Raw genomic sequence first — 14,158 nt, 5'->3', positions numbered from 1 at the left:
CGTGACGACCACGACTCCCGATACCCGGAAGCAGACTTCCGACGACGCGAGCAGCTCCCGCGTCTACAAGCTCGGCGCAGTAGGCGGCGACTGGCTGGACCAGCGCCTCTCCGGCGGCGGCTTCGTCAAGTTCATCGCTCGCAAGATCTTCCCCGACCACTGGTCGTTCATGTTCGGTGAGGTGGCGCTGTACAGCTTCGTCATCCTGCTGATCTCGGGAACCTTCCTGACGATGTTCTTCGACCCCTCCATGGAGGAGGTCGTCTACAACGGTCCGTACGTCCCGCTGCAGGGCGAGCACGTCTCCCGTGCCTTCGAGTCGACGCTCCAGATCTCCTTCGAGGTCAAGGGAGGCCTGCTCTTCCGCCAGATGCACCACTGGTCCGCCCTCGTGTTCATGGTCGCGATCTTCGTGCACATGTTCCGAGTGTTCTTCACCGGTGCGTTCCGCAAGCCCCGCGAGCTCAACTGGATCGTCGGCTTCACCCTGATGGTCCTGGGCATGGTCGCCGGCTTCTCCGGCTACTCCCTCCCCGATGACGTGCTCTCCGGCAACGGGCTGCGCGTGATCGACGGCCTGATGAAGTCGATTCCGATCATCGGCACCTACCTGTCGATGCTCCTGTTCGGTGGCGAGTTCCCCGGCACGGACATCATCCCGCGCCTGTTCACGGTCCACATCCTGCTGGTGCCCGCCATGATCCTCGGGCTCATCGCGATCCACCTGGTGCTGCTCGTGCTGCACAAGCACACGCAGTACCCCGGCCCCGGTCGCACCGAGCGCAACGTGGTCGGCTTCCCGGTGTTCCCGGTGTACGCCGCCAAGGCCGGCGGATTCTTCTTCCTGGTCTTCGGCGTCATCACCCTGATCTCCGCGACCACCGCGATCAACGGGGTCTGGGTCTACGGCCCCTACGACCCCTCCCCCGTCTCCGCGGGTTCGCAGCCTGACTGGTACATGCTCTGGACCGACGGCGGGCTGCGCCTCATCCCGGGGTGGGAGTTCACGATCTTCGGGTACGTGATCTCGCTGAACATGCTCATCCCGATGGGCATCTATGGCGCTCTGCTGGGCTCCCTGGCGCTCTACCCGTTCATCGAGTCCTGGGTGACCGGCGATGACCGCGAGCACCACCTCCTGGATCTGCCGTACAACGCCCCGGTCCGAACGGGCCTCGGCGTGTCCTGGATCAGCGTCTATCTGATCCTCGCCCTGGCCGCGACGAACGACATCATCGCCATCGGGCTGCATCTATCGATCAACGACCTGACATGGGCGTTCCGCATCGGGATCTTCGTGGTGCCCGTGCTGGTCTTCTTCATCACGAAGCGGATCTGCCTCTCGCTCCAGCGTCAGGCGCGCCAGAAGGCTCTCCATGGCTCGGAGACCTCCCGAGTGGTCCGGACGGAGAGCGGCAAGATGCTCGAGATCCATGAGCCGCTCGACGAGTTCGATCGGTGGGTTCTCGTCCAGCACGACGACTACCGTCCGCTGCAGGCCGGGAAGGGCGTCTCGTCGCTGCGTGCGAAGGCCACCAGCTTCTTCTTCAAGGACCGCATCGAGCCGGTCTCGCCGGCAGAGCTGCGCGAAGCCTTCGAGCACTACGCCCATGAGAAGCACGAGATCGACTCCGCAACCGGTGGCGACTACCGCACCCCGGCAGAGACGGCGCACCACGCCGGTTGATCCTCTGCCTCGCTGACGCGAGCACCTCGACGATGGGCCCTGGGAAGCGATTCCCAGGGCCCATCGTTCTGTTCAGGCTCGGTTCTGTTGAGGCTCAGTTCTTTTCAGCCCCGCAGATCCCCTTCTGCGCTCCGTCACGGCGAGGTCAGAACTCTGTGCGGGAGAATCATCGCGTGGGAGCTCCTCTCACCGCAGAAGAGGATTCCTTGGGCGGCGACCACGACCCTGGTCGGGCCGGCCGGAGACCGCGTTCACCAGGTACCGTACGGAGACCATGCTCAGCCTGCGGTCAGCGCGACGAAGGGCCCGGGCGGATTGCAGCGGTCGCTTCGCCGGATCCCGACGGTCAGCCTCGAGCGTGCGCCGAGCCCAGTCGACAGCCGCCTCGATGCCACCGTCCTGCGCGTAGACAGCTGAGAGCTGACGTTCCGCGCGTGCTGCCGGATTCACGTCATCGATGATCATCGCCTGTGCCTCCTACACCTTGCTGATGCTGCGGGATGGAGCAATCAGCTTCACCGGTCTCCATGTACTCGGTCACGCTAGCACCGTCGCGTAGGCCATCCGCTGCATACGTCAGGGAAGTGAGCGTGCACGCCCCAGCCATCACTTCGGTGCGTCGCAGCTCCGTGCCGACCGGAGAAGCCAGCCGATCAGGGACAACATACTGTTGCGCTTGTTTCTCCCTTCACGCCTTTTTGGCTATGTCACGGTGGTTGAACCTCTGCATGGGGACACGAGCGCCCGATCCACCCTCGGTCCGGGATGCCGATCTCGCCTCGAGTGGGCTGAGCACCCTGCCTCCCCCGTGGCGTCACGCCCCGGAAGAGCCCAACCACACCGGTTGAGCCGCCCAACAGATTCCAGCGCCCAATCACACCAAGCGCCCGAGCATACGAGCACCCGAGCACCCGAGCACCCGAGCACCCGAGCACCCGAGCACCCGAGCACCATCACACCTCTCGCCACGCTCACTCCAGTCGGCACGACCACGGATCCGCGGAAGCTCGGCTCGGCCCCCGTGCCCGGCATCCGTTCGCCATTGCCCGGACCCGGCCCTGGCACGGTCTACCCCCTCGAGGGACGGGCGCCCAGCAGCTTTCCTCCACCGCTCCAGGGAAGGGAGCGGCTGCGCACCGGGGCACGCAGAACAGGGTCCGTCGTCAGCGACCGCAGACCACAGGCCACAGGCCACAGGCCACAGACCAGTGACCAGAGACCAGAGACCAGAGACCCCGCAGCCTTCACCCACTGCTGCCGCACGGAGCCATCTCGCACAGCAATGACGTCGGCCCCGCTTCGATCATCTCGATGCGGGGCCGACGTCGTACGCGTCCTGAAGGACGCCTGGTTCAGCGGTGGTGTCTCAGTGCTGGTGCTGTCCGACCGAGAATTCCAGAACCCAGCTCAGCAGTCCGTAGACGGCGAAGATGACGCCGAAGGCGAGGATCCACCAGCCGGCGGCGACGCCGAGGAAGCACAGCCCCGCACCGATAGCGGTCCAGAGCGGAGCCCAGCTGTACGGGGAGAAGCTCCCCTGCACGCCACCGTGCTCTTCGACCTCGGCGTTCAGATCGTCCGACGGGCCCACGTCGTTCTTGCGAGCCGTCAAGCTCAGAACCATGGCGACCATGAAAGCGAGGCCGGCCAGTGCGAGCATCGCCGGGAATCCGACGGGCTCCACGCCCATCGGCTGGAACATCCCCGTGAGGAAGCCGTAGGCCACGGCGACGATCAGGAAGAAGACTCCCAGGATCCAGAAGATCTTTGCAGATGCTCTCATGTCAGTTCGTCCTCGGGTTCACAGCGGGTTCCTGCTCGAGCATGTGGTCCTGGAGCGCCACCTCCGGGTAATGGAGATCGAAGGCGGGACGCTCGGACCGGACGCGGGGCAGGGAATGGAAGTTATGGCGCGGCGGCGGGCAGGAGGTCGCCCACTCGAGCGACGCACCGTAGCCCCAGGGATCATCGACCTCGACCTTCTTCCCCTTCGTGTGCGTGAGCACCACGTTGAGGAGGAAGGGCAGCGTGGACGCGCCCATGATGACCGCACCGATCGTCGACACCTGGTTCAACCAGCCGAAGTCGTCCTCCACGAGGTAGTTCACGTAACGACGCGGTGCACCCTCGACGCCCAGCCAGTGCTGGACCAGGAAGGTCATGTGGAAGCCGATGGTCAGCAGCCAGAAGTGAAGCTTGCCGATGCCTTCGTGAAGCTTGTAGCCGAACATCTTCGGCCACCAGAAGTAGAAGCCGGCGAACATCTCGAAGACCACGGTGCCGGCCATCACGTAGTGGAAGTGCGCCACGACGAAGTAGGTATCGGAGATGTGGAAGTCCAGGACCGGCGAGGACAGGATGACTCCGGTCAGACCACCGAAGATGAAGGTGGTCAGGAAGCCGAGGGTGAACAGCATCGGGGTCTCGAAGGTCAACGACCCTCGCCACATGGTGCCGAGCCAGTTGAAGAACTTCACGCCGGTCGGGACCGCGATCAGCATTGTCATGAAGGCGAAGAAGTCCAGCATGACGGCGCCGGTCGTGTACATGTGGTGCGCCCACACCGTGACGGACAGCGCCGCGATGGAGATCGTCGCGCCGACCAGGGTCTTGTACCCGAAGATCGGCTTGCGGGAGAAGACCGGGATGATCTCCGAGGCGATGCCGAAGAAGGGCAGTGCGAGCACGTAGACCTCGGGGTGGCCGAAGAACCAGAACAGGTGCTGCCACAGGACGGCGCCGCCGTTCTCCGGGTTGAAGATCTGCGCGTCGAATCGACGGTCCGCACCGAGTGCCAGCAGCGCCGAGGCGAGCGGCGGGAACGCCATCAGCACGAGCACCGCGGTGATGAGGATGTTCCAGGTGAAGATCGGCATGCGGAACATCGTCATGCCGGGCATCCGCATGCAGAGGATCGTGGTGATGAAGTTGACCGAGCCCAGGATCGTGCCGAAGCCCTGCAAGGCCAATCCGAAGACCCATAGATCACCACCGAGGCCAGGGGTGAACGTGGTGTCCGACAGCGGCGCATAGGCGAACCAGCCGAAGGACGCGGCACCCTGCGGGGTGAGGAAGCCGGCCACGACGATCAGCGAACCGAACAGCGTGATCCAGAAGGCGAACATGTTCAGACGCGGGAACGCCATGTCCACGGCGCCGATCTGCAGCGGCACCAGGTAGTTGGCGAAGCCGTTGAACAGTGTGGTGCCGAACATCAGCAGCATGATCGTGCCGTGCATGGTGAACAGCTGGTTGTACTGGTCCTTGGAGACCACGACCTGCAGGCCGGGCTCCCACAGCTCGGTGCGGATGCCGAGGGCGAGCAGACCACCGAACGCGAAGAACGCGAAGGCCATGCCCATGTACATCATGCCGATCAGCTTGTGATCGGTGGTGGTCAGCAAGTTGAAGGCATGCCTGCCGAGACCGGTGCCCTCGGACTTCTGGAACCGCTGCTGCGTCGCCGAAGTGGTCGGCGCGGACGTCGTCTCGGCGCTCACTTGCTCTCTCCCTCGGTGGCAGGAGTGGTGTACCGGGGCCCGGCATCGTCATGCTTCTCTCGCATGCTCCACTCCTCTTGGTTGCGGTTCAGGTCCACTCCGAGCTGTCCCTCGAGTCCCTGGTCCCGAAGGTCCTGCATGTGGGCGTCGAACTCCTCCTGGGAGACGACCTTCACGTTGAACAGCATGTCGGAGTGGTACTCACCGCACAGCTCGGCGCACTTGCCCTCATAGGTGCCCTCACGGGTGGGGGTCACCTGGAAGGTGTTGGTGTGGCCCGGCATCATGTCCTTCTTGTACAGGAAGTCCACGACCCAGAACGAGTGCACGACATCGCGGGAGTCGAGGCGGAACTCGACCTTCTGGCCCACGGGCAGGTAGAGCACGGGAAGCGATTCGGCCGCGCCCTCCTCTCCGGTGGCGAAGGACTGCACACCGGCAGGCTCGTGGACGTCGGCGTCGACGTAGTTGAAGTCCCAGCTCCACTGCTTGCCGACGATGTTCACCGTGACATCGGGATCCGCCACGTGCATCTCGATCTCGCGAGCGTCGCGCTGCGTGAAGTAGAAGAGGGTGAGCACCATGACCACGGGCACGAGCGTGAACATCAGCTCCAGCGGCACGTGGTAGCGCAGCTGCACCGGGAAACCGGTGTCGTTCTTGCGGCGGCGGTAGGCGACGGCGCACCAGATCGTCAGGCCCCACACGATGAGGCCGACGATGACCAGCACCGCCCAGGAGCCGACCCAGAGGTCAGTGATCCGACCGGTCTGGTCGGTGACCTGGCCGTCGGAATATCCGGGCAGGAAGCCGCGACGCTGCTCGTCGGTGCAACCCGACAGGAGCAGGGTGGCCAGGGCTAGGCCTGCTGTCGCCACGCGGCGTCCGCGCCGCGAGCGCTGGGGGACCTGGGGGATCACAGGGGATGACCTTCCGCTCGTCGTCTCCGGCTCCCGGTTCCCGCCCGCACTCTGTGCTGTGCGAACGGCTCCGGACTGCGGAGTGTGTACCTGTATGGGCGATGACATGCCCACAGTGCCGCGCTCGTCCCGGGGAACGGGCCCTGCCAGGCACGAGGCCCAGCAGTTGACGGCACGCTGTCATCATACGGGTTCTGCGGAGCGCGTATTGCATCGGCACGCGCCGACATCGCCCCGAGACCCCTCCGTGATCCGTCTCCCACGGCCACTGCACAGAAAACGGGCCCGACCAGGTGACGAGATCGTCACCGGGCCGGGCCCGAATCACCCTTCGCGGCGCCATGCAGCACCATCCGCCGAGGGATCAGCTGAAGGAGTCGCCGCAGGCGCAGGAGCTCCCAGCATTGGGGTTGTCGATCGTGAAGCCCTGCTTCTCGATCGTGTCGGCGAAGTCGATGACCGCACCGGTGAGGTACGGGCTGCTCATCTTGTCGACGACGACCTCGACACCGTCGAACTCGGCGACGAGGTCGCTGTCCATCGCGCGCTCGTCGAAGTAGAGCTGGTAGATCAGTCCGGAGCAGCCGCCTGGCTGCACCGCGATCCGCAGACGAAGGTCGTCTCGTCCCTCCTGCTGCAGCAGGGACGTGACCTTCTCGGCCGCGCCGGAGGTGAGGGTGACGGCATGCGCCTGGGTGGGGCGCTCGGTCGTGGGCGTGGTCATGAGGTCCTCCTCGAAGCTCGTGTTCCTGCCAGAGTACGCCTCCTCACCGAGGAACGGGGAAGGCCTCGCGCGACACGACGTCGGGCGAGACGACGAGCGAGGCGACGGACCGAGCCGTCAGGTGCCGAGCCGTCGTGAGCCGCGCCGATCACGCCGCCCTCTGATCAGAGGACCCCGCGGAAGAGGGCCAGCAGGATCACGATGACGTAACCGGCCACCACGCCGAGGATCGCCGCGGTCGCCGCGTCGCGGCTCTTCCCGGCGAACACCCGGGTGAAGGCGATCACGCACACCGCGAGAACCGCGAGCAGCCCCCACCACACGAAGAAGTACCCGGCGAAGAAGCCGACCATGAGCCCGAGGAACAGCAGCGGGATCGTCGCCGGGGAGACCTGGGGGCTTCCGCTCTCAGGGCTCCGGCCCGGAGCGCTCATTCCGGCGCCTCGGCGAGGCTGCCGGCACCGCGCAGCAGCAGCGCCTCGGCGAGGCACACGCGTGCGAACTCGTCGAGATGGAGGGATTCGTCCACGCCATGAGCCCGGGACTCCGGGTCCTCGACGCCGGTGACCAGGACGTCCGCGTCGGGGAAGACCTCGAGCAGGTCCGCGATGAAGGGGATGGAGCCCCCGAGGCCGGTGTCGACGGCGGCTGTCCCCCACGCGTCCCCGAGCGCGGTGCGGGCGAGGTCCATCGCCGCAGAGTGCTGTCGGGCGCTGTACGGCTTGCCCTTCTCCCCCGGGTACACGGTGACCTGGGCGGTCGCCGGCGCGTGCTGCTCCAGGTGATTCACCAGTGCGCCCATGGCCGCCTCCGGGTCCTCACCCGGCGGGATCCGCAGCGAGACCTTCGCCCGGGAGACCGGTACGAGGGTGTTGGAGGCCTCACGGACCGCCGGGGCGTCGATGCCGATGACCGACAGGGCCGGCCTGGTCCACAGCTGCGCGGTGAGCGGTCCGCTGCCCGACAGCGCGAGCCCGTCCGGGATACCGGCGTCACGGCGGAAGTCCGCCTCGTCCATCTCGACCGTCGGATCCGGTGCCTGCGCGAGCCCGTCGACGGCCACCTCGCCGTTCTCGTCGTGAAGGGTGGCCAGCAGGCGCGAGAGCTGGGTGAGCGAATCCAGCACCGGCCCCCCGAAGAGGCCGGAGTGCACCGCGTGGTCGAGGGCGCGCACCTCGACCACGACGTCCACGAGTCCGCGCAGGCTGGTGGTCAGGGCTGGGGTCCCCACGGCCCAGTTGGCAGAGTCCGCGACGATGATGAGGTCTGCCTCCAAGGCATCGCGATGCGCCTCGATGAAGGGGCGGAAGGTCGGCGATCCGGCCTCCTCCTCGCCTTCGACGAAGACGGTGACGCCCAGACCCTCCGCGGCCAGCTCCTCGCCCACGAGGCGGAGCGCGGTCACATGGGCCATCACCCCGGCCTTGTCGTCGGCGGCGCCGCGGCCGTAGAGCCGCCGCCCGCGCTGGATCGGCTCGAAGGGCGCGCTGGTCCAGTCGGCGGGATCGCCGGTGGGCTGCACATCGTGGTGGGCATAGAGGAGCACGGTGGGGCGGCCCTCGGCCGCCGGGGTGCGACCGATGACGGCGGGAGCACCGTCTCCGACGGATTCGATGGCCACCTCGGCCATGCCGGCGTCACGGAGCAGCGCGGCGACGGCTTCGGCGCTGCGACGCACGGGTTCGCGGTCGTGGCCCTCGAAGGCGATGGACGGGATGCGCACGAGATCCTTCAGATCATCGATCGCGTCCGGCAGCAGGGCCTCGAGCCGCGTGCGAAGGATCTCCCTCGCGTCGTCGTCGGTCGAGGCGGGCGAGTTCGAGGGTCCGTTCGTGGTGCTCATATCCCTCACGGTACCGCTGGGACCTCTGCGCTCCGAGCGCGGAGAAGCATGTCACGCAGGACGTACCGGGGAATCCCAGCCTGCAGTGCCTAGACTGCCCCGGTGATCTTCCGCAAGTCTGAGACTCCCGAGACCCCCGAACCCGCGCAGCCCGTGCGCCCTGGTTCCAAGGGTCGGCCCACCCGTACCCGCAAGGAGGCCGAAGCGGCCCGTCGTCGACCCCTCGTGGTCGACGATCGCAAGGAGGCGCGTCGACGCGATCGTGAGCGCGCCTCGAAGGAGCGGGCCGAGGCTCAGCAGGCGCTGATGACCGGAGATGAGAAGAAGATGCCCATGCAGCATCGCGGGCCCGAGCGTCGCCTGGTGCGCGACCTCGTCGACTCGCGCCGCAACGTGGCCGAGTACTTCTTCCCCATCGCGCTGATCTTCATGCTGGTCGCGCTGATCATGCCGCTGATCCGTCCGGAGATGTACCTCGCGATGAGCACCGGCATGATCGTCGTGCTGTGGGGCGGGATCCTGGTGTGCGTCATCGATTCGTTCCTGCTGCGTCGTCACCTGCGCAAGAACCTCACCGCGCGTCACGGATCCGTGGGCAGCGGCCTGGTGGGCTACGGCATCATGCGGGCGATCCAGATCCGGCGCTTCCGCCTCCCCCGTGCCCAGATCAAGCACGGCGAGGATCCCCGCTGATCCTCCGCTGAGGGGCCTGCCCCTCGCTCTCCCCCTCCCCCGTGCCGGTGCACGGGACGACGACGGCCCCCGCGAGATCTCGCGGGGGCCGTCGTCGTCCACGCGGGCGATCAGGTGCTGGGAGCGGTTCCGTCCGACGCGGCCGCCGACGTGCCGACAGCCTCCGGAGCCTCGCCCTTCGGAGCGGGCTTCGTGTCGACGCCCGCCTCCTTGCGCTGCTGCGGGGTGATCGGGGCCGGCGCGGCCGTCAGCGGGTCGTAGCCGTTGCCGGTCTTGGGGAAGGCGATGACCTCGCGGATGGAATCCTCCCCCACCAGCAACGCCACGATGCGGTCCCAGCCGAAGGCGATGCCGCCGTGCGGCGGGGCACCGAACTGGAAGGCGTCGAGCAGGAAACCGAACTTCTCGCGGGCATCCTCCTCACCGATGCCCATGACCTTGAACACGCGCTCCTGCACGGTCTGGTCGTGGATACGGATCGAGCCGCCGCCGATCTCGTTGCCGTTGCACACGATGTCGTACGCGTAGGCCAGGGCGGAGCCCGGATCCGTGTCGAAGGAGTCCATGAACTCCGGCTTCGGGGAGGTGAAGGCGTGGTGGACCGCAGTCCACGAGCCCTCGCCCACGGCGACGTCGCCGGCGGCGCGGGCATCGGCCGCGGGCTCGAACATCGGGGCGTCGACGACCCACACGAAGGCGAAGGCATCGCGATCGATCAGGCCCAGGCGCTCGGCGATCTCATTGCGGGCAGCGCCGAGCAGAGCACGCGATGCCTTCGTCTCACCGGCGGCGAAGAAGATGCAGTCGCCGGGGCAGGCGCCGGTGGCCTCGAGCAGGCCGGCCTTCTCCGCGTCGGAGATGTTCTTGGAGACGGGGCCGGTGAAGGTCCCATCCTCCTGGACGAGCACGTAGGCGAGGCCCTTGGCCCCGCGCTGCTTGGCCCATTCCTGCCAGGCGTCGAGCTGGCGACGGGGCTGGGAGGCGCCGCCGGCCATGACGATCGCGCCGACGTACGGGGACTGGAAGACCCGGAACGGCGTGTCCTGGAAGTACTCCGTCATCTCGATCAGCTCGAGGTCGAAGCGCAGGTCGGGCTTGTCGGAGCCGTAACGACGCATCGACTCGGCGTAGGTCATCCGGGGGAACGGCGTGCTGATCTCGCGGCCGCTCTTCGCCCACACGTTGGTGAGGATCTCCTCGGCCAGGGCGATGATGTCCTCCTGGTCGACGAAGCTCATCTCGACATCGAGCTGGGTGAACTCGGGCTGGCGGTCCGCACGGAAGTCCTCGTCGCGGTAGCAGCGAGCGAGCTGGAAGTACTTCTCGACCCCGCCCACCATGAGGAGCTGCTTGAACAGCTGCGGGGACTGGGGCAGCGCGTACCAGGAGCCCGGCGCGAGACGGGCGGGGACCAGGAAGTCCCGCGCGCCCTCGGGGGTGGAGCGGGTCAGCGTCGGGGTCTCGACCTCGACGAAGTCCTGGTCCAGCAGGGTGTCGCGAGCTGCCCGGTTGACCTCGGACCGCAGGCGCAGGGCCTTCGCGGGTCCCTGGCGGCGCAGGTCGAGGTAGCGGTAGCGCAGCCGTGCCTCCTCGCCGACCTCCGAGTGCTCGTCGAGCTGGAAGGGCAGCGGAGCGGAGGCGCTCAGCACCTCGACGGTCTCCGCCGTGACCTCGATCTCGCCCGTGGGGAGCAGCGGGTTCTCATTGCCCTCGGGGCGCTTGCCGACGGTGCCGACGACCTGCAGGACGTATTCGTTGCGGAGGTGGAGGGCATCGTCCTCCCGGACCACCACCTGGGCGACGCCGCTCGCGTCGCGCAGATCGAGGAACGTCACGCCGCCGTGGTCACGGCGACGGCCGATCCAGCCGGTGAGGGTGACGGTCTGTCCGATGTGCTCCGAGCGGAGCGCGCCGGCGGAATGGGTGCGCAGCACGAGGTGTCCTTCACAGTGGGGCGATGGGGCGGGGTCGGGGCATCGCGATGGCGAGCGCCTGACCTCCGTGTCCAGGGTGGGCAGACTCCAGGGTACCGCGCAGGGTGAGCGATATCGCCCACCTGGCTCTGTCCCTGCGGACATCCCACCCGTAGAGTGGGACCTTGTCCGACCTGCGGAATTGCAGGTCATTCGAGCCCGTTGTCGCTCGTGCTGCGCTGTTCACTCCGTGTGCGTCTCACATCGCGACCTGCCAGGGCAACAGCCCTGCCATTCGTGAGGGCTGTCGATTTCACTCCACCCCTCAAAGGACGTTATGTCTGACGTTTCACCTGTCTCTGATCCTGCCCTGAGCACGGATCACGCCACCGCTCCTGCCGCTGAGGCCCCCACTTCAGCCGCTGCCGAGGCGCCCGCAGCCGAGGCCTCCGGCTCCACCACCGACGCATCCGGCGCCGAGGCACCCGCTGCCGGGGCTCCCGAGGTCCCGGCAGGCCCCACCTTCGACGACATCGATCTGCCCGCGCCCCTCCGCCGCGCGGTCGACGAGCTCGGCTTCACTGTCCCCTCCGCGATCCAGGCCCGCGCGATCCCGCCGCTGCTCGAGGGCAAGGACGTCATCGGCGTCGCCCAGACCGGTACCGGCAAGACCGCCGCCTTCGGCCTCCCGCTGCTCGCCGCGGTCGATCCGACCCTGCGCCAGGTGCAGGCCCTCGTGCTCGCCCCGACGCGTGAGCTGGCCATGCAGGTCGCCGACGCGATCTCCTCCTTCGCCACCTCCATCGGCGGCCTCGACGTGCTCGCCGTGTACGGCGGCTCCCCCTACGGCCCGCAGGAGCGTGCCCTCGCCCGTGGCGCCCAGGTCGTCGTCGGCACCCCCGGTCGCGTGATGGACCACATGCGCCGCACGAACCTGCGCCTGGACACCATCCGCTTCGCCGTGCTCGACGAGGCCGACGAGATGCTGCGCATGGGCTTCGCGGAGGACGTCGAGGAAATCCTGTCCCACTCCCCCGAGAGCCGACAGGTCGCCCTGTTCTCCGCCACCATGCCCTCGGCGATCCAGCGCGTCGCGCAGACCCATATGAAGGACCCGGTGCGCGTCAGCGTGTCGCCGCAGACCTCGACGGTCAAGAGCGTCCACCAGACCTACGCGGTGGTGCCCTTCAAGCACCGCACCGGCGCTCTTGCCCGCGTGCTCGCCACCTCCTCGGCCGAGGCCGCGATCGTCTTCGTGCGCACCCGGGCCGCCGCGGAGGAGGTCGGCACGGCTCTCGTCGGCCGCGGACTGGTCGCCGCGTCGATCAGCGGTGACGTTCCCCAGAAGGAGCGCGAGAAGATCGTGGAGCGCCTGCGCGAGGGATCGCTGCAGGTCCTCGTCGCGACCGACGTCGCCGCCCGCGGCCTGGACGTCGAGAAGATCGGTCTCGTCGTGAACTTCGACGTGCCCAAGGAGCCGGAGTCCTACGTGCACCGCGTCGGCCGCACAGGACGCGCCGGCCGCACGGGCGAGGCCCTGACCTTCATCGGCCCCCACGAGCGACGCACGCTGAAGAACATCGAGCGCGCCACCAAGCAGACCCTCGAGGAGGCGGTCATCCCGTCGCCCCGCGACGTCTCCAAGCACCGCCTGGCCGCGCTGCTCACGAAGGCCCCTGAGCGCATCGAGCGCGGTCGCCTGGAGCTGTACCGCGAGCTGGTGGGACAGTACGTGGCCGAGAACGACATCGATCCGCTCGAGCTCGCCGCGGCGCTGGGCGCCATGTCCGTCGGCGACGACGGCCCCGGTGCCCCGTCCGAGGAGGAGGAGTTCACGGCGTCGAAGTTCTCCGGCGACGACCGCGGGCGCGATGACCGCGGCCGCGGCGATCGCGGCCCGCGCGGCGAGGCCATGCAGCCGGAGAAGGGATACACCTCTTACAAGATCGGAGTGGGCCACACCCATGGCGCACGTCCGCCGAGCATCGTCGGCGCGATCACCGGTGAGGGCGGCCTGAACGGCAAGGACGTGGGCAAGATCCAGATCTTCCCCACCTTCGCGCTGGTGCAGATCCGCGGCTCGCTCGACTCGGCGCAGATCGAGCGGATCGGCAAGGCCCGTGTCGGTGGCCGTTCGCTCCGCATCGGTCCGGACAACGGTCCTCGCGGGGGCGGTGGCCGTGGCGGCCGTCCCGACGGCGGCCGGCATGACGGCGGCGGCCGGAGTGACGGCAGCCGCTACGAGGGCAAGCGCAAGCCGTTCCGTCGGTCCTCCGACAGCTGACCGTTCTGCCCGGGCCCTTCGGCCCGGGCACGACGGCCCGGGCGTGACGACCCGCGCGCGACGGGCCGCACCGGCCGGCTCGCACAGGACGAAGGCCCCTCCTCCGAGTTCTCGGAGGAGGGGCCTTCTCGTCGTGGTGGGAAGCGCCGGGGTGGAAGCCGCTAGGGGCGGCTCTGCACCGAGCGGGTCCTGATCAGGCCTTCTCGTTCTCCTGGGCCTCGGCGTAGGCCTTCTTGACCTCATCCATGTCCAGTCCCTTGACCTGCCCGATGAGGTCCTCGAGGGCGGACTGCGGAAGAGCACCGGCCTGGGAGAACACCGGGATGCCCTCACGGTAGGCGACCAGCGTGGGGATCGAGGTGACGCCGTAGCGCATGGCCAGCTGCTGCTGGTCCTCGGTATCCACCTTGGCGAAGGTGACGTCCTCGTGGGTCTCGGAGGACTCCTCGAAGATGGGGGCGAAGCGCTGGCACGGCACGCACCAGCCCGCCCAGAAGTCGATCAGGACGATGCCGTCCTCGACGGTCGTATCGTGGTTCTCTGCATTCAGCGTGACGGTAGCCATGACCGGTGGAACGCCGCAGCGCCGGGGAA

General features: G+C 67.7%; 11 protein-coding genes. 3 read left to right on the top strand and 8 right to left on the bottom strand.

Annotation, left to right across the window (positions count from 1 at the left end; genetic code table 11):
- The first annotated feature begins 1 nt into the window (after position 1).
- On the top strand, positions 2-1,687 hold the full coding sequence (gene qcrB, locus ABD093_RS06210) for a cytochrome bc1 complex cytochrome b subunit (RefSeq protein WP_193117335.1): 1,686 nt from the start codon (positions 2-4) through the stop codon (positions 1,685-1,687).
- A 1,366-nt stretch (positions 1,688-3,053) separates the two neighbouring features.
- Here the strand turns inward: qcrB and ABD093_RS06205 are convergent.
- The 6 genes from ABD093_RS06205 to ABD093_RS06180 all read right to left on the bottom strand — a co-directional run bounded on the left by ABD093_RS06205 (position 3,054) and on the right by ABD093_RS06180 (position 8,674).
- Positions 3,054-3,470: a cytochrome c oxidase subunit 4 gene (locus ABD093_RS06205; protein ID WP_193119282.1), complete on the bottom strand. Its 417-nt coding sequence runs from the start codon at positions 3,468-3,470 to the stop codon at positions 3,054-3,056.
- 1 nt (position 3,471) lies between these two features.
- The gene (gene ctaD, locus ABD093_RS06200; protein ID WP_343923165.1) at positions 3,472-5,187 is read right to left on the bottom strand and encodes an aa3-type cytochrome oxidase subunit I; all 1,716 of its coding nucleotides are present in this window, start codon (positions 5,185-5,187) and stop codon (positions 3,472-3,474) included.
- Positions 5,184-6,107, bottom strand: coding sequence for an aa3-type cytochrome oxidase subunit II (ctaC, locus tag ABD093_RS06195; RefSeq protein ID WP_193119284.1), 924 nt, complete (start codon positions 6,105-6,107; stop codon positions 5,184-5,186). Before ctaC ends, ctaD begins: the two co-directional genes overlap by 4 nt.
- Positions 6,108-6,471: 364 nt before the next feature.
- Positions 6,472-6,831, bottom strand: coding sequence for an iron-sulfur cluster insertion protein ErpA (erpA, locus tag ABD093_RS06190; protein ID WP_343923162.1), 360 nt, complete (start codon positions 6,829-6,831; stop codon positions 6,472-6,474).
- A gap of 164 nt (positions 6,832-6,995) precedes the next feature.
- Positions 6,996-7,265: a hypothetical protein gene (locus ABD093_RS06185; protein WP_343923160.1), complete on the bottom strand. Its 270-nt coding sequence runs from the start codon at positions 7,263-7,265 to the stop codon at positions 6,996-6,998.
- Entirely contained in the window at positions 7,262-8,674 is a 1,413-nt protein-coding gene (locus ABD093_RS06180) for a dipeptidase (RefSeq protein WP_343923158.1), read from the bottom strand. The genes ABD093_RS06185 and ABD093_RS06180 overlap by 4 nt, the downstream gene beginning before the upstream one ends.
- A 102-nt stretch (positions 8,675-8,776) precedes the next feature.
- On the opposite strand from ABD093_RS06180, the gene ABD093_RS06175 reads away from it, so the two are divergent.
- Complete coding sequence (locus tag ABD093_RS06175; RefSeq protein ID WP_343923156.1) at positions 8,777-9,367, top strand: DUF3043 domain-containing protein; 591 nt, start codon at positions 8,777-8,779, stop codon at positions 9,365-9,367.
- A gap of 110 nt (positions 9,368-9,477) precedes the next feature.
- Here the strand turns inward: ABD093_RS06175 and aspS are convergent, their stop codons facing one another.
- Positions 9,478-11,301 carry an aspartate--tRNA ligase gene (gene aspS, locus ABD093_RS06170; RefSeq protein ID WP_343923154.1) on the bottom strand — a complete coding sequence of 608 codons (1,824 nt, stop codon included), beginning with the start codon at positions 11,299-11,301 and terminating at the stop codon, positions 9,478-9,480.
- 316 nt (positions 11,302-11,617) lie between these two features.
- Between aspS and ABD093_RS06165 the strand changes: the two genes are divergently transcribed.
- Positions 11,618-13,564 (top strand): DEAD/DEAH box helicase, encoded by a 1,947-nt coding sequence (locus ABD093_RS06165; protein ID WP_343923152.1) that lies wholly within the window; start codon positions 11,618-11,620, stop codon positions 13,562-13,564.
- Positions 13,565-13,757: 193 nt separating this feature from the next.
- Here the strand turns inward: ABD093_RS06165 and trxA are convergent, their stop codons facing one another.
- A complete protein-coding gene (gene trxA, locus ABD093_RS06160) occupies positions 13,758-14,129 on the bottom strand; it encodes a thioredoxin (RefSeq protein WP_193119290.1) in 372 nt (123 codons plus the stop codon).
- Between the last annotated feature and the right edge of the window lie 29 nt (positions 14,130-14,158).

It is taken from the genome of Brachybacterium tyrofermentans (genome assembly GCF_039526165.1).
GTDB lineage: Bacteria > Actinomycetota > Actinomycetes > Actinomycetales > Dermabacteraceae > Brachybacterium > Brachybacterium tyrofermentans.
The sequence above is the reverse complement of the archived record's forward strand: the minus strand, read 5'-3'. Positions and strand labels throughout refer to the sequence as shown.

Excerpts from the sequence above, each read along its gene's own strand:
- ABD093_RS06205 (WP_193119282.1), bottom strand. The coding sequence starts at position 3,470 with ATGAGAGCATCTGCAAAGATCTTCTGGATCCTGGGAGTCTTCTTCCTG.
- erpA (WP_343923162.1), bottom strand. The coding sequence starts at position 6,831 with ATGACCACGCCCACGACCGAGCGCCCCACCCAGGCGCATGCCGTCACC.
- ABD093_RS06185 (WP_343923160.1), bottom strand. The coding sequence starts at position 7,265 with ATGAGCGCTCCGGGCCGGAGCCCTGAGAGCGGAAGCCCCCAGGTCTCC.
- ABD093_RS06180 (WP_343923158.1), bottom strand. The coding sequence starts at position 8,674 with ATGAGCACCACGAACGGACCCTCGAACTCGCCCGCCTCGACCGACGAC.
- ABD093_RS06165 (WP_343923152.1), top strand. The coding sequence starts at position 11,618 with ATGTCTGACGTTTCACCTGTCTCTGATCCTGCCCTGAGCACGGATCAC.
- trxA (WP_193119290.1), bottom strand. The coding sequence starts at position 14,129 with ATGGCTACCGTCACGCTGAATGCAGAGAACCACGATACGACCGTCGAG.